General features: G+C 57.1%; 15 protein-coding genes. 7 read left to right on the forward strand and 8 right to left on the reverse strand.

The features are described 5' to 3' along the window. Nucleotides 1-2: 2 nt before the first annotated feature. The 3 genes from ACMGGP_RS11345 to wbaP form a co-directional block, all read right to left on the reverse strand. The gene (locus ACMGGP_RS11345) at nt 3-437 is read right to left on the reverse strand and encodes an arsenate reductase/protein-tyrosine-phosphatase family protein (RefSeq protein ID WP_010248142.1); all 435 of its coding nucleotides are present in this window, start codon (nt 435-437) and stop codon (nt 3-5) included. A gap of 9 nt (nt 438-446) precedes the next feature. Continuing rightward, a complete protein-coding gene (locus ACMGGP_RS11350) occupies nt 447-1,571 on the reverse strand; it encodes a polysaccharide export protein (RefSeq protein WP_498798450.1) in 1,125 nt (374 codons plus the stop codon). A gap of 302 nt (nt 1,572-1,873) precedes the next feature. Further along, nucleotides 1,874-3,307 carry an undecaprenyl-phosphate galactose phosphotransferase WbaP gene (gene wbaP / locus ACMGGP_RS11355; RefSeq protein WP_010248148.1) on the reverse strand — a complete coding sequence of 478 codons (1,434 nt, stop codon included), beginning with the start codon at nt 3,305-3,307 and terminating at the stop codon, nt 1,874-1,876. Nucleotides 3,308-4,102: 795 nt separating this feature from the next. Here wbaP and ACMGGP_RS11360 point away from each other — a divergent pair. Beyond that, nucleotides 4,103-5,674, forward strand: coding sequence for a TerC family protein (locus ACMGGP_RS11360; RefSeq protein WP_010670979.1), 1,572 nt, complete (start codon nt 4,103-4,105; stop codon nt 5,672-5,674). 30 nt (nt 5,675-5,704) lie between these two features. Here the strand turns inward: ACMGGP_RS11360 and asmA are convergent, their stop codons facing one another. The 3 genes from asmA to udk form a co-directional block, all read right to left on the reverse strand. After that, entirely contained in the window at nt 5,705-7,528 is a 1,824-nt protein-coding gene (gene asmA / locus ACMGGP_RS11365; protein ID WP_498798451.1) for an outer membrane assembly protein AsmA, read from the reverse strand. Nucleotides 7,529-7,540: 12 nt separating this feature from the next. After that, nucleotides 7,541-8,122: a dCTP deaminase gene (dcd, locus tag ACMGGP_RS11370; RefSeq protein ID WP_004571280.1), complete on the reverse strand. Its 582-nt coding sequence runs from the start codon at nt 8,120-8,122 to the stop codon at nt 7,541-7,543. Nucleotides 8,123-8,203: 81 nt separating this feature from the next. Further along, nucleotides 8,204-8,845, reverse strand: a complete 642-nt coding sequence (udk, locus tag ACMGGP_RS11375) for a uridine kinase (protein ID WP_010670982.1) — start codon at nt 8,843-8,845, stop codon at nt 8,204-8,206. A 283-nt stretch (nt 8,846-9,128) separates the two neighbouring features. Here udk and ACMGGP_RS11380 point away from each other — a divergent pair, with 283 nt between their 5' ends. The 3 genes from ACMGGP_RS11380 (at nt 9,129) to yegD (ending at nt 14,670) form a co-directional block, all read left to right on the forward strand. Then, a complete protein-coding gene (locus ACMGGP_RS11380) occupies nt 9,129-9,743 on the forward strand; it encodes a phosphatase PAP2 family protein (RefSeq protein ID WP_010248160.1) in 615 nt (204 codons plus the stop codon). A gap of 163 nt (nt 9,744-9,906) precedes the next feature. Continuing rightward, nucleotides 9,907-13,242 (forward strand): diguanylate cyclase, encoded by a 3,336-nt coding sequence (locus tag ACMGGP_RS11385; RefSeq protein ID WP_498798452.1) that lies wholly within the window; start codon nt 9,907-9,909, stop codon nt 13,240-13,242. A 75-nt stretch (nt 13,243-13,317) separates the two neighbouring features. Beyond that, nucleotides 13,318-14,670 carry a molecular chaperone gene (gene yegD, locus ACMGGP_RS11390; protein WP_033788265.1) on the forward strand — a complete coding sequence of 451 codons (1,353 nt, stop codon included), beginning with the start codon at nt 13,318-13,320 and terminating at the stop codon, nt 14,668-14,670. A 371-nt stretch (nt 14,671-15,041) separates the two neighbouring features. Here yegD and ACMGGP_RS11395 read toward each other — a convergent pair whose 3' ends face one another. Further along, nucleotides 15,042-16,385, reverse strand: a complete 1,344-nt coding sequence (locus ACMGGP_RS11395) for a carbohydrate porin (protein WP_498798453.1) — start codon at nt 16,383-16,385, stop codon at nt 15,042-15,044. Between the two features lie 209 nt (nt 16,386-16,594). Continuing rightward, nucleotides 16,595-17,554, reverse strand: coding sequence for an aldo/keto reductase (locus ACMGGP_RS11400; RefSeq protein ID WP_033778771.1), 960 nt, complete (start codon nt 17,552-17,554; stop codon nt 16,595-16,597). Between the two features lie 261 nt (nt 17,555-17,815). Between ACMGGP_RS11400 and ACMGGP_RS11405 the strand changes: the two genes are divergently transcribed. Genes ACMGGP_RS11405 through mdtC form a run of 3 tightly spaced genes read left to right on the forward strand, consistent with a single transcriptional unit; the run spans nt 17,816 to nt 25,226 of the window. Beyond that, nucleotides 17,816-19,033 (forward strand): MdtA/MuxA family multidrug efflux RND transporter periplasmic adaptor subunit, encoded by a 1,218-nt coding sequence (locus tag ACMGGP_RS11405; RefSeq protein WP_498798454.1) that lies wholly within the window; start codon nt 17,816-17,818, stop codon nt 19,031-19,033. Further along, nucleotides 19,033-22,155 (forward strand): MdtB/MuxB family multidrug efflux RND transporter permease subunit, encoded by a 3,123-nt coding sequence (locus tag ACMGGP_RS11410; RefSeq protein WP_033772219.1) that lies wholly within the window; start codon nt 19,033-19,035, stop codon nt 22,153-22,155. Before ACMGGP_RS11405 ends, ACMGGP_RS11410 begins: the two co-directional genes overlap by 1 nt. Further along, nucleotides 22,152-25,226: a multidrug efflux RND transporter permease subunit MdtC gene (gene mdtC, locus ACMGGP_RS11415; protein WP_033778769.1), complete on the forward strand. Its 3,075-nt coding sequence runs from the start codon at nt 22,152-22,154 to the stop codon at nt 25,224-25,226. The genes ACMGGP_RS11410 and mdtC overlap by 4 nt, the downstream gene beginning before the upstream one ends. Nucleotides 25,227-25,261: the final 35 nt, after the last annotated feature.

Consider the following 25,261-nt stretch of genomic DNA (forward strand, 5'->3'; position numbering starts at 1 on the left):
AACTATCGGCTTAATACGTTCACCCACTTCTGGGTAGCGTTTTCCAGTAATCCGTAAATCTCTTCAAAGGCCTCACGGCTTTTTCTGTACGGATCCGCAATTTCTTTCTGATTGAGCCAGTGCCCAAGCAGCATGGTTTTGCCACGCGCGGCCGGGTCGATGCGATTCACCTGTTCAATATGTCGCTTTTCCATCACCAGAATCAGGTCAACGTTGCGGCACATCTCTGCCGTCAACTGTTGCGCCTCATGTCCTTCCAGCGACAGACCCTGCGCAGCAGCGACTTCAGACGCCGTCTTGTCGGCCGGGTGGCCGACCAGCGCCCCCAGGCCGGCAGAGCGAACGTCTAAATCAGGCAGCGCACGTTTAAACAGGCGCTCTCCGGTAGGAGAGCGGCAGATGTTGCCGACGCAAACGACTAACACGGACTTAATCATGACGGGACCTTAATTACCCCAGGTACGGATACGCGATGCGGCCTGTGTTGCATCGTTGATACCTGCGATGGTCGGTATCAACTGCCCAATCACACGGTTCCAGCGCGTCAGCGGCGTAGAGGTGACATAAACGATGTCGTAAGGCTGGAGCTGGAAATCGGTTCCCATCACCATGGATGCCGCATCTTTGGTGTTCAACTGATAGATGTTGGCAATCTTGTTGCGATCGGTGCCGTGCAGTGGACGGATAACGAATACACCGGTGGCGTCAGAGGTGGTTTGATCCATCCCGGCCGCATTGCCCAGTGCTTCCGCCAGCGTCATGCCGCTACGGTCCATTTTCAGGGTGGTCTGCTGCTTCACTTCACCCATCACGAAGATTTTCAGATCATCGTTACGCGGAACGTAAAGAATATCGCCTGGATAGAGGAGGTGGTTCTGGCTCAGGTCACCATTCTGCATCAGTGCCTGCAGAGAGATGCGCTGTTCACGACCGTTGTGCGTCAGCACCACGTTGCGCCAGTCAGCATCAGCGGCCAGGCCGCCAGCGGCGTTGATCGCATCCAGCACCGTCAACGGAACGTTGGTGATGGGCTGCTGACCAGAAGTGGTCACTGAACCCGTCACATAGGTTTTCTGTGATTTGAACGAGGCGATGCTGACATCAACCTGTGGGCTTTCAATGTACTGAGCCAGACGACGTGACACTTCGTCACGCACTTCGCCGACGGTACGGCCCGCTACACGCACACGACCGATGTAGGGATAGAAAATGGTGCCGTCAGAATGCACCCAGTTACCGGTATCGCTGGCGCTACGGTACTGACCCGCTGGGGTGGTCAGTTCCGGGTGGTCCCAGACCGTTACGGTCAGGACATCGCCCACACCGATACGGTATTCGTAGTTCTGAATTTCGTTCTGCAGGGCAGGATTCGTCTGAGCCACCAGTGGCTTCGGACGCATCCTTTCAACCAGTGAAGGCGTTAACGGGAAGACGTTGACATATTTATCGATGTCAAAGTTGCTATCCTGCTGTTCAACAACATCTTTTCCTGATGTAGAAAGGTGAGAACCTGGTTCGATCGTACACCCGCTAAGGAATGTGGCGGATACCAGCAAGGGTATCAATTTCATTTTGATTGTAATCATTTAGATCTTCGCTATCAGTTATTTATTGATAGAGGCGAAACCGCCGCTGTGTAAGCGTCCAACAAAAAGTAAATCCTACCTGACTTAAGCACTGAACCTGTCGTTCATTATCCTTGCTCCACTTGTTATAAGTAGCGGCCATCTACCAGGGTGTACCCTGAACGCCACGCATCATAGCGGACTATGGATGCACAGCGATATCCCTGATGATGGCCACTATCAACGACACGCCTGACAACGGCAAAACACCTCTGAGCGCGCATTAACGCGCTCATTCCGACTCACGATTAATAGGCACCATCGCGTTTCAACACCACGCCCACTGTTTTAAACAGAATCGCGATGTCGTTCCACAGTGACCAGTTTTTCACGTACCACGAGTCGAAATAGACGCGGGTTTCATAGTCAACATCATTACGACCGCTGACCTGCCACAATCCCGTCATGCCTGGCTTTGCCATCAGGTAATAATCAACATCACCGGCATAACGACAGAGTTCATCTTCAATGACCGGACGCGGTCCGACCAGACTCATATCACCGCGCACCACGTTCCAGAGCTGAGGGAGCTCATCGAGGCTTGTTTTACGGATGAAGTGGCCCACTTTAGTAATACGTGGATCATTTTTGAGTTTAAAATCTTTATCCCATTCCGCACGGGCAATCGGATCAGTGCGCAGCACCTCTTCCAGCACTTCTTTTGAATTAATGACCATCGAGCGGAATTTCAGGCATTTGAATTTACGGCCATTCATTCCCACACGCTCGTGACCATAAATCGGTGGTCCACCGTCACGACCCACCAGGAAGCCCAGTACCAGCAGCGCTGGCATCAGCATCAGGATAATCGAGAGCGCACCCACGATATCGAATGCCCGCTTCAGGAAGCGCGACGTGCGTTTAGCCAGGTTGTTCTGAACCCGCAGGATCATCACTTCATGGCTGAAGATATAGGCCATGTCGGTACCGTAGAGCGGTACACCACGCAGGGTTGGGATCACTGACACTGAACGGCAGTTGTGCATCGCCAGCGATTTAAGCCAGACATCACGGTACTGACTCTGCTCATACTCAACGGCAACGATAAACTGCGTTTCGCTGTTGGTGAGGCTCCAGAGCTCCTGCTCGTCGCGCAGCACCGGCACGCCGTTCATGATCTCCTGCGGACAGGTTCCATCAACGTCATAGAAGGCGATAACGTCAAAACCCATGACCTCTTCGCTTTGCAGCGCCTGCCAGGCTTCATGCGCATTTTTGCTGCTGCCGATAATAATGGTCTGTTTTTTCCACAAGCCATTTTTATTCAGCAGACGTTTAGAAAGCGCGCGGCAGGTCGGAATTAAAATCAGCGCCAGGATCCAGGTCAATAACCAGACGAAACGCGACATCTGCCACTGCGACAGGGCGGTAATCGACAGGTCGATAACAGAAAATATAAGAATGGTACGAAAAACTTCTTTTAATTCGAACCAGAAAGGTTTGCGGTAAGTGTAGTGACGCAGCCTTACCCAGAACCAGCCAATACAAATTACCGACAGACAAATGTGTGTGGCAATTTTTAAATTCATTTCTTTTTCAGAAATATCTGCCAGCGGCGAATCTGACTGCAAATTAATTAGCATCATCGCCAAAAAGAACGCTGCGTTGAAACAAATTAAGTCTGAACATGCCAGCATTAATTTGGTAATAAGACTTTTAAACGTAAATTCTGTATCGCGCATATTTAACTCTTTATTTTATTTCCTTAAACCCGCAACGGCTATCGCCTGTTTAATCATTAAGCGACGAAACCTCTCCAGAGTGAGCCGTTTCTAAGGGGAGCTCCTGCGGCGTTTACGCCAATGATCTTAACCATGAAACCAATAATATCGTGATGAATACCAACAGATTACTCTGACTTAACCACCGCCAGCGCTGCTCACTTTATCAACAAAAACGCGATTCGGGCACGCTACCGCCCTTGGCTGTCGCTGCCAATATCGCTGTCATCATTCATAATGCTCCCCGTAATGTGTTAGCGTTACCGCAACGCATCATACAGACGTTCACAGGCGAATTACTCATTCGTGACATTGCGATTAATGTCGAATAGGTACGCAGATTACGACTCTGGGGCAGAGTTTGCTAACTTGTTGCTATACTAGTTATTACTGGCTTGTTTACAAGCAGGTCCCGCCATCCCTGGACTATTTTAGGAAAAAGACTACCAGCAATTAGTATTGAGGCCTGACGGGCAGTGCAATCCTTTCTTCACAATTCGGATTAATGCCATACTCCCGATGAGATAAATCGCATAAGCCCGGCAGGTGAATATCTCTTTCCTGTCAGCCAATGACTAAGAATTATCTCTACTGCGCCCTGTGAAGTTAATCAAAGCGTCACACTATTATGTTCATATTTTGCACGATATAGCGCGGTTATCTGAGAACATGCCCCCTGCCCTGCCATTTGTACGTGGCTTCGCACTCCACTATCATCAGAGAAAACTCAATTTAAGACATTCAGGTGAACAACGCATGCTGGAGGTAATTGCAGATCCCTCGCTATGGGCGGGATTAGTAACGCTAATCGTTCTGGAACTGGTTTTAGGCATCGACAATCTGATCTTCATCGCCATCCTGGTTGAGAAGCTTCCAGGACCGCTTCGCGACCGCGCGCGCGTGATTGGACTGCTGCTGGCGTTATTGTGCCGATTATTGCTGCTGGCATCGCTTTCCTGGCTGGTTACGCTGAAAGAACCCTGGATTACGCTTATGGGCCACCCCTTCAGTGCGCGCGATTTACTGTTGCTGACAGGCGGGATTTTCCTGCTATTTAAAGCCACCACAGAGTTGAATGAGCGTCTTGAAGGGGGTGATGAGGCGTCCGGTCAACAAAAAGGCGGCGCTAAATTCTGGCCGGTGGTGGCGCAAATCGTGGTGCTGGATGCCATCTTCTCGCTGGATGCGGTGATTACTGCCGTCGGCATGGTTAATGACTTACCGGTCATGATGATTGCGGTCACCATCGCCATTCTGCTGATGCTGCTCGCCAGCAAGCCGTTAACCCGCTTCGTGAACAACCATCCCACGATTGTGATCCTCTGCTTAAGCTTTCTGCTGATGATCGGCTTCAGCCTGGTGGCAGAAGGCTTTGGCTTTGTGATCCCCAAAGGCTACCTCTATGCGGCAATCGGCTTCTCGGTGGTGATTGAGGCACTGAACCAGCTGGCGCACTTTAATCGTCGTCGGGTGCTGTCGGCCGGTCGTCCGCTACGCCAGCGCACGGCGGAAGCGGTGTTACGGCTGCTGCGCGGCGCGGCAGAACCGGCGGAGCTGGATGCGAAAACCTCGTCACTGATTGCTGACAGCGATGACAGCATGCTGTTTAACCGGCAGGAACGGGTGATGATTGCCCGCGTACTGGGCATGGGTCAGCGCCACATTAACAGCATCATGACCTCGCGCCACGACGTCGAACATATCGATCTCAGTGATGATCCGGCAGAGATTATGTCGCGCCTCGACCGCAATCAGCACACGCGAATACTGATAACGGATCACTCCAGCGAACCGCTGGGCGTGGTTCACGTTATCGATCTGCTGCATCAGTCACTGCACCACAATTCCCTGGATTTACGCGCCCTGATTCGACAGCCGCTGGTCTTTCCTGAGCGGCTGACGGTGCTGCAGGCGCTTGAACAGTTTCGTCAGGCCCATACTCACTTCGCCTTTGTGGTTGATGAGTTTGGTTCGGTGGAAGGCGTGGTGACGCTGAGCGATGTAATGGAGACCATCGCCGGCAATCTGCCGAATGAGGCGGGTGAAATCGATGCTCGCTACGATATTCAGATTCAGGATGAAGGTCACTGGATTGCTAACGGTCATATGCCGCTGGAAGATCTGGCGCTCTATGTGAAATTGCCGCTCGATGAGCAGGGTGACTATCATACGCTGGCGGGATTACTGATGGATAAGCTGCAACACATCCCTCAGGAAGGCGAAGTGTTGCAACTGGGTGACTATCTGCTGCGAACGCTGCAGGTCGAAAATCATCGGGTGCAGAAAGTCGAGATCCTGCTGCAGCCCGATATCAGTTACGAGGTCTGAGTGGTTAGCTGGCAGAAGGGAATGCGCCCGCTACGGGCGCATGATTTTCTTCAGGTTCTCTTTGTTCTCGCCCTCTTTCTGGCGATCGATCCACTGATTCAGCCGTGATTTCGCCTCACTCTGCAGCCGGTTACGCAGAACGTCATCCACCGGCAGAGAGTATTGCAGGCTGTCCCAGCTACCATACATGCGCAGCGGAACCGGCTGACTGGAGAGCGCCTTCACCAGCGCATCATCGCCACGCCAGCCGCTGATTTTCAGCCCCAGGGTCATATCCAGCTGTTGCTGCACCATGTCAACTTTGCCCGCACCCTGCAGGCCCAGATTCTGTCCGTTGCCATTGATATCGCTGAAGCTGAGTACGCCCTTATTCAGCGCCACCTGTGCGCTAATCGACTCAATCCCCTCATCCACCGCCTGATCGCTGCTGACCTTATCGCTGACCCGCGCCACGGCACGCTGCACCATCTGCTGCAGATTCAGCTCTGCCAGCTTCAGGTTGCTGGCGCTGATGGTCGCCCTGCCCTGCCAGCGACGTTTGGCTGCTTCGACCGTCAGCGTATCGCCCGACAGGTCGCCATCCAGACTCAGGTTCCCCTGCACACTTTCCGGCAGTTCAAACGCTTTAAGCAGCGGCTGAATTGCAATTAACCGGAGTTGGGGTTTAAGGCTGACCCGCGTCTCTGGCTGACGGATATCGATACTGCCGGGAATGGAGAAGCTGCCATTGCCCAGCTTGCCGCTGAGCGTCTTCAGCGTCATCACTCCCTGCTGATTGCTGGCGTTCACCGAAAGACTGGTCAGAGAGAGTCCGCGCCATACCGCATTGTCAGCCTGTAACTTCAGCGCCAGATCCAGGTCATTCAGCGGAGAGTCGGCGTTGCTGCGTTCCTGCGGCTCAGCAATCACCGGCGAACGAGCCACGGTGGCGTGCTGCACGCCAGGCGAGTCAGAGACGGGCGCACTGGTGAGTAAATTATCGACGTTAAGGTTGCTGGCTTTCAGATCCAGCGCCAGCTGCTGCGGTGGCGCAATATGGCCACTGCCCTGCCCGGTCAGGGTGCTGTCATTGGCGGTGAGCTGCAGATTACTGAAGGAGAGCTGCTGGCGGTCACCATCCCACTCGCCCTGCAGGCTCAGCGAGCCTTTGATCCCCTGTGCCGGAATATCGGCGCCGGACAACGTGTAATCAAGCTGCTGCAACTGGCCGCTGAGGCGATGGGGATATTGCGCGGCATCCAGCTGGCCTTTGAGATTCAGTGTGGCGTTGCGCTGGTTGCGCATCAGCGTAGTGCTCAGCGACAGGGTCGCCAGCTTGTTCGCGTCCTGTTCCATATTAATGTTGAGGTCGCGGAAATTATATTCGTCGCCGCCTGGCTGCTGCCAGATCAACAGACTGTCTGCTACCCGCAGTTTAGCGATATCAAATGACCAGCCGCTGGAAGGCGAAGCCGGCTCCGCATCACGCGGACCCTGGGGCGCATTTCTGGCACGCTGCGCGCGGCTATCTGGCGTCACCCGCACTATCGCATTTTTCAGCATCACCTGGCTGACGCTGAGCTGATGGGATAACAGTGGCCAGAGATCAACATCCAGCCGCATGTTTTCCGCCGAGACCATCGGCTGGCTGGCGCCCGGCGCGGTAAGGCTCATCCGGCCGGCAAGGATGCTGAGCTGAGGCCAGACGTGCCAGCGCAGATCGCTGCTGACCTCAAGGCGATAACCACTGCGTTGTTCGACCTGCTGCACCATATAGGCACGAAAGTCGTTGGGATTGACCAGCAGCACCAGCGCGCTCATTCCCGTTACGACCACCACTAACAGGATGGCCAGCGTGGTTATCACTCTTTTCATTACATCCTCAGATCAGTCTTTGTCGATACGGCTGGCATCAGCGCCCTGCTGACCGCGATATTTCGCATCTTCACGCCGGTTGTAGGGACGCGCAGCCGGGCCTGAAAGCGGTTCAAAACTCAGCGCGCCGATCAACATGCCGGGACGCAGAGCCAGCGGCAGTTTACCTGAATTGTAGAACTCCAGCACGATACGGCCCTGCCAGCCAGGATCAATGCGGTGAGCCGTAACGTGTACCATTAACCCAAGTCGCGCCAGCGATGAACGGCCATCCAGCCAGCCGACCAGATCGTCAGGCAGCGTCACGGACTCCAGCGTCACCGCCAGCGCCAGCTCTCCCGGATGGAGGAAAAAGGCTTCGCCATCAGGCAACACGATCTCATCGCTCATGACCCGATCCAGTGCCGCGCTCACTTCCTGTTTCGGGCCGCTCAGATCGATAAAGGCCGCGGTATGACCGCTGAAGGTGCGGAACTGATTACCCAGACGCACATCGACGGTGGCCCCGTTAATGCGCTCGACCGGCGGGCGTGGCTCAATGGCCAGTTTGCCATTGTCCAGCCAGGCTTCAATATCGCGATCGCATAATCTCATTGCGGTAACTCCATGGCATTAGTGTAGCAAACCGGCATGCGTGCCTGCCGCCGGTCTGCATCACGTCCGGACGGACGTGCGTTATTCAAAAAACTGGTTGATTTTCGCCTTGAGGATATCGATGGCGATACGGTTTTTTCCGCCGCGCGGCACAATGATATCGGCGTACTGTTTTGATGGCTCGATAAACTGCAGGAACATCGGACGCACGGTCTTCTGATACTGACTCATTACCGAATCCATTGAGCGGCCACGCTCATTGACGTCACGTTTCATACGACGCATCAGACAGATGTCGAGCGGCGTGTCCACGAAGATAGAGAAGTTGAGTTCCTGGCGCAGACGGGCATCGGTTAACAGCAGAATGCCTTCAAGGATAATGACCTTTTTTGCGCTCAGATGATGCGTTTGCTGGGTGCGGGTGTGCTCAACGTAGCTGTAGACCGGCAGCTCAATATCCTGACCAGCTTTAACCGCCTGCAGATGCTGCAACAGCAAATCATGATCCATCGCGCTCGGATGGTCATAATTGGTTTTAACCCTCTCTTCCATGGTGAGGTGACTTTGATCTTTGTAATAAGCATCTTCCGGGATGACCCCGATGTGCTCGCCACCTACCTGATCACGGATTTCACGATAGAGCGTGCTGGCAATTAAACTTTTACCGGATGCGGAAGCGCCGGCAATGCCTACAATCACGCACTGATGAGACTTGTCAGTCATACTTTTTTAAGACCTGATAACTGGAGCCTGCCACTGGTCACACATTACGCGGGCAGCGGACGGGCCGAAATGGAGAGGGTGTGTTCGCGCTAAGTATAGGGATTTCGGCCTTTTGATGCCAGAGAAATGGCGTCGACGACTTTTCAGACTTTCTCCTTTGGACGCCACTCATTTCACCGATAAACTAGCGGCACACCATACTATAAAAAAAATGGCCTGCGCGGCGCGCTGTTCAGACAAAGCGTGTCGCTAACGTGACGACCGAAGATGCATCAGGAGTGGTATGCACTGGAAGACTTTGACCTATTTTGGCGACAGCATGCTGTTGATTCCAACAGCGGTAATTATTGCGCTGATTTTGCCGTGGAAGAGTGATAATCGTCATACGGTCTTTTACTGGATTGTGGCATTTGGCCTGGCTGGCCTGACCGTCAGCATCTCTAAAATTCTGTTTCTGGGGTTTGGCATCGGCAGCGCCCGCTTTAATTTTACCGGTTTCAGCGGTCATAGTGCCATGTCCGCCACGCTGTGGCCGGTCATGCTGTGGCTGATTTCCGGGCGCTGGTCCGCGATGTGGCGCATTGCGGCGATTGGGGTTGGCTATCTGATTCCCCTGATGGTCGGTTTCTCCCGCCTGGTCATCCACGCACACTCAAAAAGTGAGGTGGTCACCGGGCTGCTGCTGGGCTTCACGCTGAGCACGGCGTTTCTGATATCCCAGCGTCGCACCTCGCTCAAAGGCTTCAGCTGGCCGCAGGTCGGTGCTGCGCTGTTAGTGCCGTTTGTATTGATGAGTCACGGTCGTGTCGCCACCACGCAGCAGTTCCTGGAGCGTTTCGCCGCCAGCCTTGCGGGCATGGAGAAACCCTATACCCGCGCCGATCTTTTCCGCCAGTAATCAACGTGCTGGCAATCAATCTTAGCGTGCCCGTCAATTCGCCGAATAACGGGCAATATTGATTTCACCCCTTTTTTCTTTGCCGGATGTGCTAGCATGCAGTGAGAGAATGACTGGTGCCTGATACGCCATTGTGGAGCGCTGCACCCTGCCGGAAGTCCGCATGACGATAGAGATCCTGTCCCCGCAAAATAGCACGCCAAACCGCTGGCTCTCGGCGCTGCTCCTTGGCTGCGTGGTGTTTGTCCTGACACTCTTCTGTCTGGAACTGATCGTCGTCAGCGGCAAAATCTCCCCGCTCTGGTTTCCGACTACGTTAATGACAGTCGTGGTTTTCCGCTGCCCGTCACGCCAGCTCCCGCTGCTGCTGACAGCCTGCGTGCTTGGCACCGCCGGGGCTAACGCCATCATCATCGGGCCTGCCCTCTCGAACATTAAATTCGCCCTGCTCAATCTTATCCAGGCCGGTGTGGGTGGCATGCTGCTGCGCGCCCTGCTGGATCGGCGCGCGCCGCTGGATTCACTGCATGACTGGGCACGGATGGTACTGTCGGTGGGCATCGTGACGCCGGTGCTCGGCGGCCTGCTGGCACTCTGGACGCTACAGGTCAGCGGCCACGCCTCTTTTCCCTTCTTTTATACCTGGGTGATCTCCGAAATCATCGGCATGCTGGTGTTAGGCCCGATGCTGTTACTTCTGCCGTGGCCGCTGCGTCGCACGGGGTTCAGCAATCTGCGCCTGGCCGAAGCTCTGCTGACGCTTCTTCTCACCCTCGGGGCCAGTTATCTGGCGCTGCGCTTTTTGCCGTGGCCCTTTACCTTTATCGTGGTGATCCTCTTCTGGTGCGCGGTCCGCCTGCCCAAGCTGCAGGCGTTCGTGCTGTTCTTCCTGAACGCCAGTTTTATCTCGATACTGCTCGCCTTTGATCTGGTCAGCGTGGTGAACAACAACAGCGCGCTGGGCCCGGTCTCCAGCTGGCTGCCGTTCCTGCTGGTGCTAGTCCCCAGTCACATTATGTCGCTGGTGATGGATGCGTTCCGGCGCGAAAAGCTCCATATCACTGACAGTGAAACCCGCTTCCGTCACGCCATGGAGTACTCCGCCATCGGGATGGCGCTGGTGGCGCCCCACGGCAGCTGGTTGCAGGTCAACCGCTCGCTGTGCCAGATCCTGGGCTACCCGGCTGAGGAGCTGAAGCGGCTGACTTTTCAGCAGATCACCCATCCCGACGATCTCAGCCTCGATTTGCAACATGCGAACCGACTGCTGGCGGGTGAGATTGATACCTACACCTTTGAGAAGCGCTATTTCCGCAAAGATGGCGAGATTGTCTGGGCGCGGCTGACGGTATCGCTGGTGCGCGATGGTAACCAGGAACCGCTCTACTTTATTGCGCAGATTATCGATATCTCTGAGCTGAAGCAGAGCGAACAGGTGAATCGCAGGCTGATGGAGCGTATTACGCTGGCCAACGAAGCGGGTGGCATTGGCGTATGGGAGTGGAACCTGCTGACCGGCGAGATGTTATGGGACAAGCGCATGTACGCGCTGTTTGGTCTTGCCCCGCATGAGTCACCCAGCTATGACCTCTGGATCCATCTGCTGCATCCCGCCGATCGCGAGTATGCCGCACTGACGGTGCAACAGGCGATTGAGCTTCGCAGCGCGTTTCACATGGAGTACCGCGTGGTCGATGACCAGGGACATCGCTGGGTGCGCACTCAGGCCAACCGGCTGCTAAGCAAAGAGGGGCGCATTGAGCGCATGCTGGGCATCTGTCAGGACATCACGCCGCTACGCAATCTTAACGAGGCGCTGTTTCAGGAGAAAGAGCGCATGGCGATCACCCTGGATTCGATCGGCGAAGCGGTCATCAGCACCGATAAAGAGATGCGCGTTGCCTTTATGAACCCGGTGGCGGAGAAAATGAGTGGCTGGTCGCAGGAGCAGGCCGCCGGTCAGCCGCTGAGTGAGCTGCTGCATATCACGCAGGGACGTAACGGCCCTGAGGTAGAGAGTTTGCTGTTATGCCAGCTGCCGCCGGAAAAAGTCACCCCCGGTCTCGCTGAAGATCTGGTGCTGCATACCCCGGACGGCGGCCATATCGATATTCACTACAGCATCACGCCGCTGCGTTCGGAAGCGGGCCTGGAACAGGGGGCGGTGATGGTCATTCAGGATGTGAGTGAGTCACGCAAACTGATGAAGCGCCTGAGCTACAGCGCGCTGCATGACACCCTGACCCGTCTGCCTAACCGCGCCAGCTTCGAACTTCAGCTTAAGCGTCTGCTGTTTGATGCCGCTGAACATCAGCATCAGCATGTGCTGGTGTTTATCGACCTTGATAAGTTTAAAGCGGTCAATGACAGCGCCGGGCATGCTGCAGGCGATGCGTTACTGCGCGAACTCTCCGATCTGATGCAGCACCCTCTGCGCAGCAGCGATTTCCTTGCGCGACTGGGCGGTGATGAGTTTGCACTACTGATGCCCGATTGCGATATCCGACAGGCGCATGATGTGGTGCAGCGCATTGTCGCCGCGGTAAATGATTACCGGTTCCAGTGGCTGGGACGCCTCTATCAGGTCGGTGCCAGTGCTGGCGTGACGCAGATTTCAGCAGAAAACTGTCAGAGCAGCGACGTGCTTTCGCAGGCGGACATCGCCTGTTACAACGCCAAACGCAGCGGGCGCGGACGGCTGGTGGTCTACGAACAGCATCGCTTACCGCTGTCGGGCAACCATCAGGGCATGGATGCGGCGATGATTGATGCGCTGCAGATCGAACTGCCCGCCTGGGCCGTTGCCCCGCCAAAAACGCCGCAGGCCGCCTTTATCTGGCTGCTTGAGGTGCAGCTGTTAACCGCTGACGGATTGCTGCTGGATGAGACACTGCTGCGCAATAACCTACCTGATGAAACGCTGCGTCGCCGGCTGGATAATAATATTCTTGAGGCTTTTTTCCGCCACGACGTGCAGCGGCTCAATAACAAAGGCATTCCGGTGATTCTGCCGCTCAATGCTCAGGTGCTGAGTGATGTCGCTTTTGTGCAGCAACTCTGTCAGCGCTTTGTCGCCGCCGGTCTCTCCAGCAGCGGCTGTGGTTTTGCTTTCCCTGCCGCCAGCGTGCTGAGCCAGGGCGATCAGCTCTATGCCGCGCTGCTGCAAGTGCGGCAGTGCGGCTGCCGCATCGTATTGCAGCATTTTGGCCGTAATCTGGATGCCTTCAATCTGCTGAGTGACGAGGTGGTCGATTATCTGGTGCTGGCGCCTGAACTGGTTGCCAACGTTCACAATAACCTGATGGATGAGATGCTGCTGACCATCATTCAGGGCCAGGCCACACAGCGCAATATCTCGGTGCTGGCCGGTCCGGTTTCGGTACCGGCCCTGCTCAGCACCCTGGCTAACCTTGATGTTAACGGCGTCTGGGGCAGTGCCGTGGCGGAGCGCCAGCCGTTACGTTCACTGGCTGAAGATCACATCTTCGCTATTCGTTAATTCCGGCGCTGCCCGCTTGCCACCCTGCTGAAGCTGCGCTAAAGTCGCCCCCTTTTTTCCGGCATGGGGGCGAAAATGTTCATAGGATTCGATTACGGCACGGCTAACTGCTCTATTGCAGTCAGCGAAAATGGCACGCCACGTCTGTTAACGCTGGAAAATGATCAGCGCCTGCTGCCGTCGATGATTTGTGCGCCGACCCGCGAGTCGATCAGCGAATGGCTCTATCGTCATCATCAGGTCGCGACACCTGACAGCGAAACCACGGCGCTGCTGCAGCGGGCGCTGCGATATAACCGCGAAGAAGATATCGATGTCCAGCCCAATAGCGTGCAGTTTGGCCTCACCGCGCTGCAGCACTATATGGTCGATCCCGAAGATGTCTGGTTCGTTAAATCCCCCAAATCGTTCCTCGGTGCTACTGGCCTGAAGCCACAGCAGATTGCCCTGTTTGAAGATCTGGTCTGCGCCATGATGCTGCACATCCGCAAGCAGGGTGAAAGCCAGCTTGATCAGGTTATCGATCAGGCGGTAATCGGACGCCCGGTCAACTTCCAGGGTTTAGGCAGTGAAGAGTCTAACCAGCAGGCTGAAGGTATTCTGCTGCGCGCCGCCCACCGCGCCGGTTTCCGCGACGTGGAGTTTCAGTTCGAACCGGTGGCGGCCGGACTCGATTTCGAAGCCACGCTACAGCAGGAGACGCGGGTACTGGTGGTGGATATTGGCGGTGGTACTACCGACTGCTCAATGTTGCTGATGGGGCCGAAGTGGCGTGATAAAGCTGACCGCCGTGAAAGTCTGCTGGGCCACAGCGGTTGCCGCGTCGGCGGTAACGACCTGGACATCATGCTGACGTTTAAGACCCTGATGCCGCTACTCGGTCTGGGCGGTAACACCCAGAAAGGCACCGCCCTGCCTGCGCTGCCGTGGTGGAATGCGATCGCCATCAATGATGTTCCGGCACAAAGTGACTTTTACAGTCCCGCCTGCGGAAAGTGGCTGCGGGATTTAGTGCGTGATGCGGAACAGGGTGACGTGGTGGCTCGCCTGCTGAAAGTGTGGCAGCAGAAGCTCAGTTATCGCCTGGTGCGCGCAGCGGAAGAGAGCAAGATTGCGCTGTCAGCCAGCCCGGCGCATACCGCTTCCCTGGACTTTATTGCCGCCGCATTAGAGACAGAGATTGGCGTGGATCAGCTGCAGGACGCCATCAGTCAGCCGCTGGAGAAAATTCTGGAACAGGTGCAGCTGGCATTAGCCACCAGCCAGATTAAGCCTGATGTGATTTACCTGACCGGCGGCAGTGCGCGTTCGCCGTTGCTGCGCGCGGCGCTGCAGCAGACGCTGCCGGATACACCGATTGCGGGCGGCGATGATTTCGCCTCCGTCACCGCAGGGCTGGCCCGCTGGGCGGAAGTGATGTTCCGCTAGGCTTGCACTGCAATAACAAAGACGGCACCTGAGGGTGTAATGCCAGTCAGTTAAGCGACAGGTGATAACGCAGTCTGGTGCCGGGCCCCGGCCTGCTCTGAAGCTTGAGTGCATGTTGTCAGAAAGGGCACGAGAGTGAAGGCCTGAGCGCCTCTGCTGCTGAAAGGGCTATCCGCAGCGCTGAGGCGTGACGCCGGGCCAGAAGTCCACGCCGGGAAGCGTGGACAGTTCGGAGCCGGCCAGGGAGGGCCGATCCCCGAACGGTTCGTCGGCACGGCGTCAAAGCCGAAGGTACCGCGTGAGCGGCGCGAGGACGGCCCGGCAGCAGCAGAGGTGCGCTGGCCCGCACTGCGGCTCGCTCGCCCGGAAAATCAGAAGGCGATATTGGCGCTGATACCACCGATAAACGCATCTTTCACTTCACTGACTGCGCCCGGTGCAACCACATACTGCAGGTTAGGTCGCAGTGACATCCAGTTAGTTACTTTAGCGTTGTAGTAAACCTCATAGTTGTACTCTGAACCTTCCTGAATCGGCAGATAGGTCGGGCTGTCAAAGCGGCTCTCGCCATTAGCCTGATTCTGCTGACGCAGTGAGCGGGTATAGTCGCTGTTCACATGAATACGTGACGCGCCCACGCCGATCTCATCCTGAGGACGGGCATCAAACGGTCCTGTCCAGGTAAACGCAATAGACTGATAGTTGTCGGTCTTTGAGGTCTTGTGATCGTTCATCACCGCCTGCACCCGCACGCCCAGACCGCGATTCACATCGCCATCCTGCGCGGTCAGCTGTTGCTGTAACAGCAGATAGCCGCCATAGGAATGGGCCTGATCCTGATAGCCGCCGTTGCGCCAGCTGCCATAAACATCGCCATCCACTGAGGAATAGTAATAGCCGATGCGGTAGTTACCCGGTAATTTCTCCGGCCCGAAGGTTGGTTTCCAGCCCAGTTCGACCGGCACCAGATTCCCTTCTGAATTGCTGGTATCCAGACGGAAACCATCACCGCGATCGTAGTTAGCGCTGTTCTGATTATAGAAACCGACCTGGAAGAAAACGTCCGGCGTGATATTGAATTTCACCCGGCCGCCCCACTGCGAGACCGGCCAGTTAAACCAGCGATCGCCGCGCCAGTTACCCGCCTGCCCGCTACCCAGCGCCAGGTTCTGGAACAGATTGCCATCGAAGTTATCGAAGTCTTCCCCTACCGTCACCCGCCCGGCTTTCACATCGACCACATCGTTAAACAATCCTTTGCGTAACCAGAACTGGGTCAGACGCCAGGTCTGGCCGCGACCGTAAACCTCCTGCACCGAGGAGAGCATACCGGTGCGTTGATCCGCGACCTGTTCAGAAAGATTCTGTCCGTTACGACTGGTCACGGTCATCTGGAACTCAGCATCCTGCCAGTCCAGCAGCTTCTGCAGATCGAAATTGGTGCCGAACGTCCACTGATCGCTGTAGCGCATGGTGGTGTTGGTATCTGCCCCGCCGCCTAAATTCGCGGCGCTTTCCATGGTGTAGTTAACGTCAAACTTAATGCCGTCGTCCTGCAGCTGCGTTCGGTAACCGCCCCAGTCACCAAACATCCATTCGGAGTCCGGGCTCAGGGCGTCAGCGGCCAACGCCTGCGCGGAAAACATGGCCAGGATCAGGGTGCCGGTTGCCACACGGCGCAGCGGGAAACGCTGCTCTGCTTTTCTGTTTTTCATCTTGCTTATTCTTATGTAAGTTACGGAAAATGACGCGCAGAGGATAGTGCTGGATAACCTCTGTTTTTTGTAAATACGTGCGCATAATTACCCGTAACATCCGTTTATTAACGCATTTGTGATCGGGATCTCTGATTGGTTACTCTCTGGGCGGGGTGCGTATTTTTTGACAGGTGCAGCGTAAAAAGGGGCGCTATCGCCCCTTGTGTTTACTGGCTTGCCTGATTCAGTTGTTCAATCTGCGCCGGGGTCAGCGTCAGCTGCATCGCGCCAGTCAGATCGTCGAGCTGTTTCAGCGAGGTGGCACTGACAATCGGTGCGGTGATACCGGGACGGGCGATCAGCCAGGCCAGCGCCACCTGCGTCGGCGTCACCTGATGCGCTTCGCTGATAGCGTCCAGTGCGTCGAGGATCCGCAAACCGCGCGGGTTAAGGTATTTATCTACGACACCCTGACCGCGCGCGCTTTTACCCGCATCTGCCGCCTCGCGGTATTTGCCACTGAGAAAGCCGCTGGCGAGTGAGTAGTAGTTAATAACGCCCAGCCCCTGCGCCATCACCACCGGCTCCAGCTCCGACTCATAGGGCTGGCGGTCATAAAGGTTGTATTCAGGTTGCAGGGTTTCATAGCGCGCCAGCCCCTGCGTTTCACTGACCTGCAACGCCTCCTGCAGCCGTGCCGCGCTGTAATTGGAAGCACCAATCGCCCGCACTTTGCCCTCTCTGATCAGGCTGTCGAAGGCGCTCAGGGTTTCCGCCAGCGGCGTATCCTGATCGTCGCGGTGCGCCTGGTAGAGATCGATATAGTCGGTCTGCAACCGGCGCAGTGAATCTTCGACCGCCTGACGGATATATTGCGGTTTCAGCCCGGTTTTCTCCGGCGACAATTCCATGCCAACCTTGGTTGCCAGCACGATCTGGTCGCGTTTGCCGCTTTTTTTTAGCCATTCACCAATAATGGTTTCCGATTCACCGCCTTTATTGCCCGGTGCCCAGCGGGAATAGACGTCGGCGGTATCGATAAACCACAGGCCTCGATCCACCAGCGCATCCAGCAGCGAAAAGGAGGTGGTTTGATCCACTGTCCAGCCAAACACGTTGCCGCCAAACGTCAGCAACGGCACCGCGATACCACTGTCACCCAACTGCCGGGTTTGATTCTGACTCATTTCCTGCTCCTTATTTGCCTGAAAAAACCGTCTGTCTTTCAGCATAGCAAAGTGATTTCACGGCTTTATGACGATTGTGATGCGATTAATGAAAGAACAGGCATAATTACCCCGCCCTGACAGATATCCTTATTTCCTTCAACTTCTGCCCGTCAGAGGCGGCTACACTCTGTCGTTTGCAGGCTACCCATTTGATGCCTGCGCCTGGGACTACGTCACTGCTGGAGAGCACCAACAATCATGAGCACCCGACATCCTGTTATGAAGAAAACCCTTATCGTGCTGGCCCTGATCGCCGTGGCCGCTGGCGGCTATTATGCCTGGCAGCGCCATGCCCAGCCGCAGAGCAGCAGTCAGAGTGACGCACCTGCGCCACGTGGCGGCAAAGGCGGCGGTGACGGTGCCCGTCGTCCCCTCGCGCCGGTTCAGGCCGCTACGGCTACCAGCCAGAGCGTGCCGCACTATCTGAGTGGACTGGGTACGGTGACCGCGGCTAACACGGCCACGGTGCGCAGCCGGGTCAATGGCGATCTGCTGGCAATCCACTTCACCGAAGGGCAGCAGGTGAAAGCGGGCGAGCTACTGGCAGAAGTCGACCCGCGGCCTTATCAGGTGGCGTTAACGCAGGCGCAGGGCCAGTTGGCGAAAGATCAGGCGACGCTGGCCAACGCCCGTCGTGACCTGGCACGCTTCGAGAAGCTGGCAAAAACCTCGCTGGTGTCGCAACAGGAGCTGGATACCCAGCGCTCACTGGTCAGTGAAACGCAGGGCACGCTGAAAGCGGATGAGGGAAGCGTCGCCAGTGCGCAGCTCAATCTTACCTACAGCCGGATCACCGCACCGATTGCCGGCCGGGTCGGGCTGAAACAGGTGGACGTCGGCAACTACGTCACCAGCGGCGACACCACCGGTATCGTGGTGATCACCCAGACGCACCCGATTGATGTGGTCTTTACCCTGGCTGAGAACAGCATCAGTTCCATTCTCAAGGCGCAGAAAAGCGGTGAATCGCTGCTGGTGGAGGCCTGGGATCGCAGTAATCAGAATCTGATCGCCAGCGGCAAACTGCTAAGCCTCGATAACCAGATTGATGTCACCACCGGCACCATCAAAATCAAAGCGCGTTTTGATAATCAGGACGACACGCTGTTCCCCAATCAGTTCGTGAATGTGCGGCTGAAGGTCAACACCCTGCAGGATGCGATTGTTATCCCACCTGCCGCGCTGCAGATGGGCAACGAAGGCAACTTTGTCTGGGTGGTTAACAGTGACAACAAGGTCAGCAAGAAAAGCGTGATTGCCGGCTTGCAGGATAGCGAGAAAGTGGTGGTCAGCGCCGGTCTGGAGGCGGGCGAACGCGTCGTGACCGATGGGCTGGATCGCCTCACGGAAGGCGCAAAAGTCGAGGTGGTCGCGCCGCAGAGCAACGCACCGCGCGCTACCCGCGCCACCCTGCCGTCAAAAGGAGAGCGTGAGTAATGCAGGTCATGCCTCCCGATCACAGTGGCGGACCGTCACGCCAGTTTATCCTGCGGCCGGTCGCCACCACGCTGTTGATGATTGCGATCCTGCTGGCCGGGGTGCTGGGCTACCGCTTCCTGCCGGTCTCGGCGCTGCCCGAAGTCGACTATCCGACGATCCAGGTCGTCACGCTCTATCCGGGTGCCAGCCCGGATGTGGTCACCTCCTCCATCACCGCGCCGCTTGAGCGCCAGTTTGGTCAGATGTCTGGCCTGAAACAGATGGCGTCGCAAAGCTCCGGCGGTGCCTCGGTGGTGACGCTGCAGTTCCAGCTGACGCTGCCGCTGGATGTGGCAGAGCAGGAGGTGCAGGCTGCCATTAACTCCGCCACTAACCTGCTGCCCAACGACCTGCCTAATCCGCCGGTCTACAGCAAAGTGAATCCTGCCGATCCACCGATCATGACGCTTGCCGTCACCACGCGCAGCATGCCGCTGACGCAGGTGCAGGACATGGTGGAAACGCGGGTGGCGCAGAAAATCTCTCAGGTCAGCGGCGTCGGACTGGTGACGCTATCGGGCGGTCAGCGTCCGGCGGTGCGGGTGAAAATGAATGCGCAGGCGCTGGCTGCACTGGGTCTGACCAGCGAAACAGTGCGGACCGCCATCAGCAATGCCAACGTAAATTCGGCCAAAGGCAGCCTGGATGGTCCGACCCGCTCAGTTACCCTGTCAGCCAATGATCAGATGAAATCAGCGGAGGATTATCGCCAGCTGATTATCAGCTACAAAAACGGCGCACCGGTGCGTCTTGGCGATGTGGCGACCATAGAACAGGGAGCAGAAAACAGCTGGCTTGGCGCCTGGGCCAACCGCGATGCAGCGATTGTGCTCAACGTTCAGCGTCAGCCTGGTGCCAATATCATCGCCACAGCAGATAATATCCGTGCCATGTTGCCTGCCCTGACCGCAGCCCTGCCGAAGTCGGTGGAGGTTAAACTGCTCACCGACCGCACCACCAATATTCGTGCTTCGGTCAACGACACGCAGTATGAGCTGATGCTGGCGATGGCGCTGGTGGTCATGATTATCTATCTGTTTCTGCGCAACGTGCCCGCCACGCTGATCCCGGCGGTTGCGGTGCCTCTGTCGCTGATCGGCACCTTCGCGGCGATGTACTTCCTCGGCTTTTCAATTAACAACCTGACGCTGATGGCGCTGACCATCGCCACCGGCTTTGTGGTCGATGATGCCATCGTGGTGATTGAGAACATCTCACGCTATATCGAGAAAGGGGAAAAGCCGCTCACCGCCGCGCTGAAAGGTGCCGGCGAGATCGGCTTTACCATTATCTCCCTCACCTTCTCGCTGATTGCGGTCCTGATCCCGCTGCTGTTTATGGGCGACGTGATCGGTCGTCTGTTCCGCGAATTTGCTGTGACGCTGGCGGTGGCGATCCTGATTTCAGCGGTGGTCTCACTGACCCTGACGCCGATGATGTGTGCCAGGATGCTGAGCGCAGAGTCGCTGCGCAAACAGAACCGCTTTTCGCGGGCCAGCGAAGCGATGTTTGATCGTATCGTGGCCGCCTATGGCCGCGGCCTGAAACGGGTACTTAATCATCCCTGGCTCACGCTGTCGGTGGCGCTTGGCACCCTGGTGCTGACGCTGTTGCTGTGGATGATCATCCCGAAAGGCTTTTTCCCGCAGCAGGACAACAGCATTATTCAGGGCACGCTGCAGGCACCGCAGTCGGTCTCCTATGCCAGCATGGCGCAGCGCACCCGCGACGTCGCCTCCATCATCATGAAAGATCCGGCAGTGGAGAGCATGACTTCGTTTGTCGGCGTGGATGGCACCAATGCCTCGTTGAACAGCGCGCGTCTGCAGATCAACCTCAAACCGCTGGATCAACGCGACGACCGCATTCCTGCCATTCAGCAGCGCCTGCAACAGCAGGTCAGTGAGGTACCGGGCGTGCAGCTGTGGCTGCAGGCGGTGCAGGATCTCACCATCGATACCCAGGCGAGCCGCACGCCCTATCAGTTCACGCTGCAATCGGGTTCACTGTCGTCGCTCAGCACCTGGGTTCCGGCGCTGCTGACCCGGCTCAGCACCCTGCCACAGCTGCGCGATGTCAGCAGTGACTGGCAGGATCAGGGACTGGAAGCCTATGTCAAAGTGGACCGCGACAGCGCCAGCCGCCTCGGCATCAGCATGGCGGATGTCGATAACGCGCTGTACAACGCCTTTGGTCAGCGGCTCATCTCCACCATTTATACCCAGGCGAACCAGTATCGGGTGGTGCTGGAGCAGGACAATAGTGCCACTCCAGGCATGGAGAGCCTGAATGCGATTCGCCTTAACAGCAGCGACGGCGGCAGCGTACCGCTGAGCGCCATTGCCCGCATTGAACAGCGCAACACGCCGCTCAGCATTAATCATCTCGACCAGTTCCCGTCGGCGACCTTCTCCTTCAACGTGGCTGACGGCTATTCGCTGGAAGATGCGGTGAAAGCGGTGTCGCAGGCTGAAGCCGAGCTTGGCATGCCCGCAGAGCTGATGACGCAGTTCCAGGGCAGCACGCTGGCGTTTGAGGCGGCGCTGAGCAGCACCGTCTGGCTGATTGTGGCGGCCATTGTGGCGATGTACATCGTGCTGGGCGTGCTTTATGAAAGCTTTATTCACCCCATCACGATTCTCTCAACGCTGCCCACAGCGGGTGTCGGCGCGCTGCTGGCGCTGATGCTCAGCGGCAATGAGCTGGATATCGTGGCGATAATCGGCATCATCCTGCTGATCGGCATCGTGAAAAAGAACGCCATCATGATGATCGACTTTGCGCTGGCGGCCGAACGTGAACAGGGTATGAAGCCTGTTGATGCCATTTATCAGGCCTGCCTGCTGCGCTTCCGCCCGATTCTGATGACCACGCTGGCCGCACTGCTCGGCGCGCTGCCGCTGATGCTCAGCACCGGCGTCGGTGCCGAACTGCGTCATCCGCTGGGGATTGCCATGGTCGGCGGGCTGATTCTGAGCCAGGTGCTGACCCTGTTTACCACCCCGGTGATCTACCTGCTGTTTGATCGACTGGCGCACGCTACCCGCCGCCGCTTTGCCCGCACGGAGGCCGCAGAGTGAAGTTCTTTGCCCTGTTCATCAACCGGCCCGTCGCCACCACGCTGCTGACGCTGGCCATCGCACTGGCGGGGATGCTGGGTTTCCGGCTGCTGCCGGTGGCGCCGCTGCCGCAGGTTGATTTTCCGGTGATCGTTATCTCGGCTTCGCTGCCGGGTGCCGCGCCGGAGATCATGGCGTCGTCGGTAGCCACACCGCTGGAGCGTTCACTGGGACGCATCGCGGGCGTCAGTGAAATGACCTCCACCAGTTCGCTGGGCAGCACCCGCATCATTCTGGTGTTTGATTTTGATCGCGACATCAACGGAGCCGCGCGCGATGTTCAGGCCGCGATTAACGCGGCGCAAAGCCTGCTGCCTACCGGGATGCCGTCGCGCCCGACATATCGTAAAGTGAACCCTTCAGATGCGCCGATTATGATCATGACGCTGACCTCGGATACCTATAATCCGGGTCAGCTCTACGATTACGCCTCGACCCAGCTGGCGCAGAAACTGTCACAGATTGAGGGCGTGGGCGACGTCACCGTGGGTGGCAGCTCGCTGCCTGCGGTCCGCGTGGCCCTGAATCCACAGGCGCTGTTTAATCAGGGCGTCTCGCTGGATGCAGTGCGCACCGCCATTTCCAACGCCAATCAGCGACGGCCGCAGGGCGCACTGGATGATTCGCAGCAGCGCTGGCAGTTGCGTACCAATGACGCGCTGCAGACCGCCAGTGAGTATCAGCCGCTGATAGTGCATTACAACAACGGCGCGGCGGTCAGGCTGTCGGATGTGGCGACAGTCGAAGATTCAGTGCAGGACGTACGCAACGCCGGGATGTCGCGCGGTAAACCGGCGGTGCTGCTGCTGATCCGCAAAACACCTGAAGCCAACGTCATCGATACGGTGGACCGCATCCGCGCCGAAATGCCGCTGCTGCATGAGGTGATCCCGGCCGCCATCGATCTGCAGATCGCTCAGGATCGCTCACCCACCATTCGCGCCTCGCTGCATGAGGTGGAGCAGTCGCTGGTGATCGCCGTGGCGCTGGTGATTCTGGTGGTGTTTGTTTTCCTGCGCTCGGGCCGCGCCACGCTGATCCCCGCCGTTGCGGTGCCGGTTTCGCTGATCGGCACCTTTGCCGCGATGTACCTGTGCGGCTTCAGCCTCAACAACCTGTCGCTGATGGCGCTGACCATCGCCACCGGCTTTGTGGTGGATGATGCGATTGTGGTGCTGGAGAACATTGCCCGACACGTGGAAGCGGGCATGAAGCCGCTGGCTGCCGCGCTGAAAGGGGTGCGGGAAGTTGGTTTTACCGTGTTGTCGATGAGCCTGTCACTGATTGCCGTGTTCCTGCCGCTGCTGATGATTGGCGGACTGATTGGCCGCTTCTTCTCAGAATTTGCCATTACGCTGTCGGTGGCTATCGTCATCTCGCTGTTTATCTCGGTCACCCTGACGCCGGTGATGTGCGCCTATCTGCTGAAGCCGCACGCGCCGCGCAGTCAGCCGCGTCAGCGCGGCGCGGGCCGGCTGCTGATGGCGGTCCAGCAGGGCTATGGCCGCTCGCTTAGCGTGGTACTGAACCATGCGCGCTGGGTGATGGTGCTGTTTTTCGCCACCATCGTCCTGACCGGCTGGCTGTTTGTTCATATTCCGAAAACCTTTATGCCGGAGCAGGATACCGGACGACTTTCCGGTTTCATCTCTGCCGACCAGAGCATTTCGTTTCAGGCGATGCGCAGTAAGCTGCAGGATTTTATGGAGATTGTCGGGGCCGATCCGGCGGTAGAGAGCGTGGTGGGCTTCACCGGCGGGATGCGTACCAACAGCGGCTCTATGTTTATCTCGCTGAAGCCGCTGTCGGAGCGGAAAGAGAGTGCAGTGGAGATTATCGCCCGCCTGCGCAATAAGCTGGCGAAAGAACCCGGGGCGAGTCTCTATCTGAATGCGGTGCAGGATCTGCGCGTCGGCGGTCGGGAATCGAATGCCGGTTATCAATATTCCCTGCTGTCGGACGACCTCAACGCCCTGCGTGAGTGGGAGCCAAAAATCCGTCAGGCGTTCTCTGCCCTGCCGCAGCTGGCGGATGTGAACTCCGATCAGCAGGATAAAGGCAGCGAGATGGCGCTGACCTATGACCGGGAAAGCATGGCGCGGCTTGGCATCGATGTCTCTCAGGCCAATGCCCTGCTGAATAACGCCTTTGGTCAGCGTCAGATCTCCACCATCTATCAGCCGCTTAACCAGTACAAAGTGGTGATGGAGGTCGATCCGCGCTACACCCAGGATATCAGCGCCCTGTCGCAGATGTTCGTGATAAACAGCGAAGGTAAAGCGATTCCGCTGTCGTGGTTCGCCCACTGGCAGCCCGCGAATGCGCCGCTCTCGGTCAATCATGAAGGGCTGTCTGCCGCCTCGACCATCTCATTTAACCTGCCGGAAGGGGTGTCGCTGTCGCAGGCGTCGGAGGCGATTGAACGCACCATGACCGCGATTGGCGTGCCCTCCAGCGTTCGCGGCAGCTTTGCCGGTACGGCGCAGGTGTTTCAGCAGTCGCAAAGTAATCAGCTCTGGCTGATGCTGGCGGCGATTGCGGCGGTCTATATCGTGCTGGGGATCCTCTATGAGAGCTATGTCCATCCGCTGACGATCCTCTCTACCCTGCCCTCGGCGGGTGTCGGTGCGCTGCTGGCGCTGGAACTGTTCGATACGCCCTTCAGCCTGATTGCGCTGATCGGTATTCTGCTGCTGATCGGTATCGTGAAAAAGAACGCCATCATGATGGTCGATTTTGCGCTGGAGGCAGAGCGCAACGGCCAGCTCAGCGCGCGGGAGGCAATTTTCCAGGCGTGCCTGTTGCGCTTCCGGCCGATTATGATGACGACGCTGGCGGCGCTGTTTGGCGCGCTGCCGCTGGTGCTGACCAGCGGCGACGGCGCAGAGCTGCGTCAGCCGCTGGGGATTACCATTGCAGGCGGGCTGGTAATGAGCCAGTTACTGACGCTCTACACCACGCCGGTGGTCTATTTAATGATGGATAAGTTGCGCCGTAAAAAACGCCCGCTGGCTGCCGCGCAGCAGCCGTAACAGGTATGGCAGCAGCAGGCATCGGACGTGACGCC

The organism is Curtobacterium sp. BNK-1 (assembly GCF_048685235.1).
Taxonomy (GTDB): domain Bacteria; phylum Pseudomonadota; class Gammaproteobacteria; order Enterobacterales; family Enterobacteriaceae; genus Pantoea; species Pantoea agglomerans.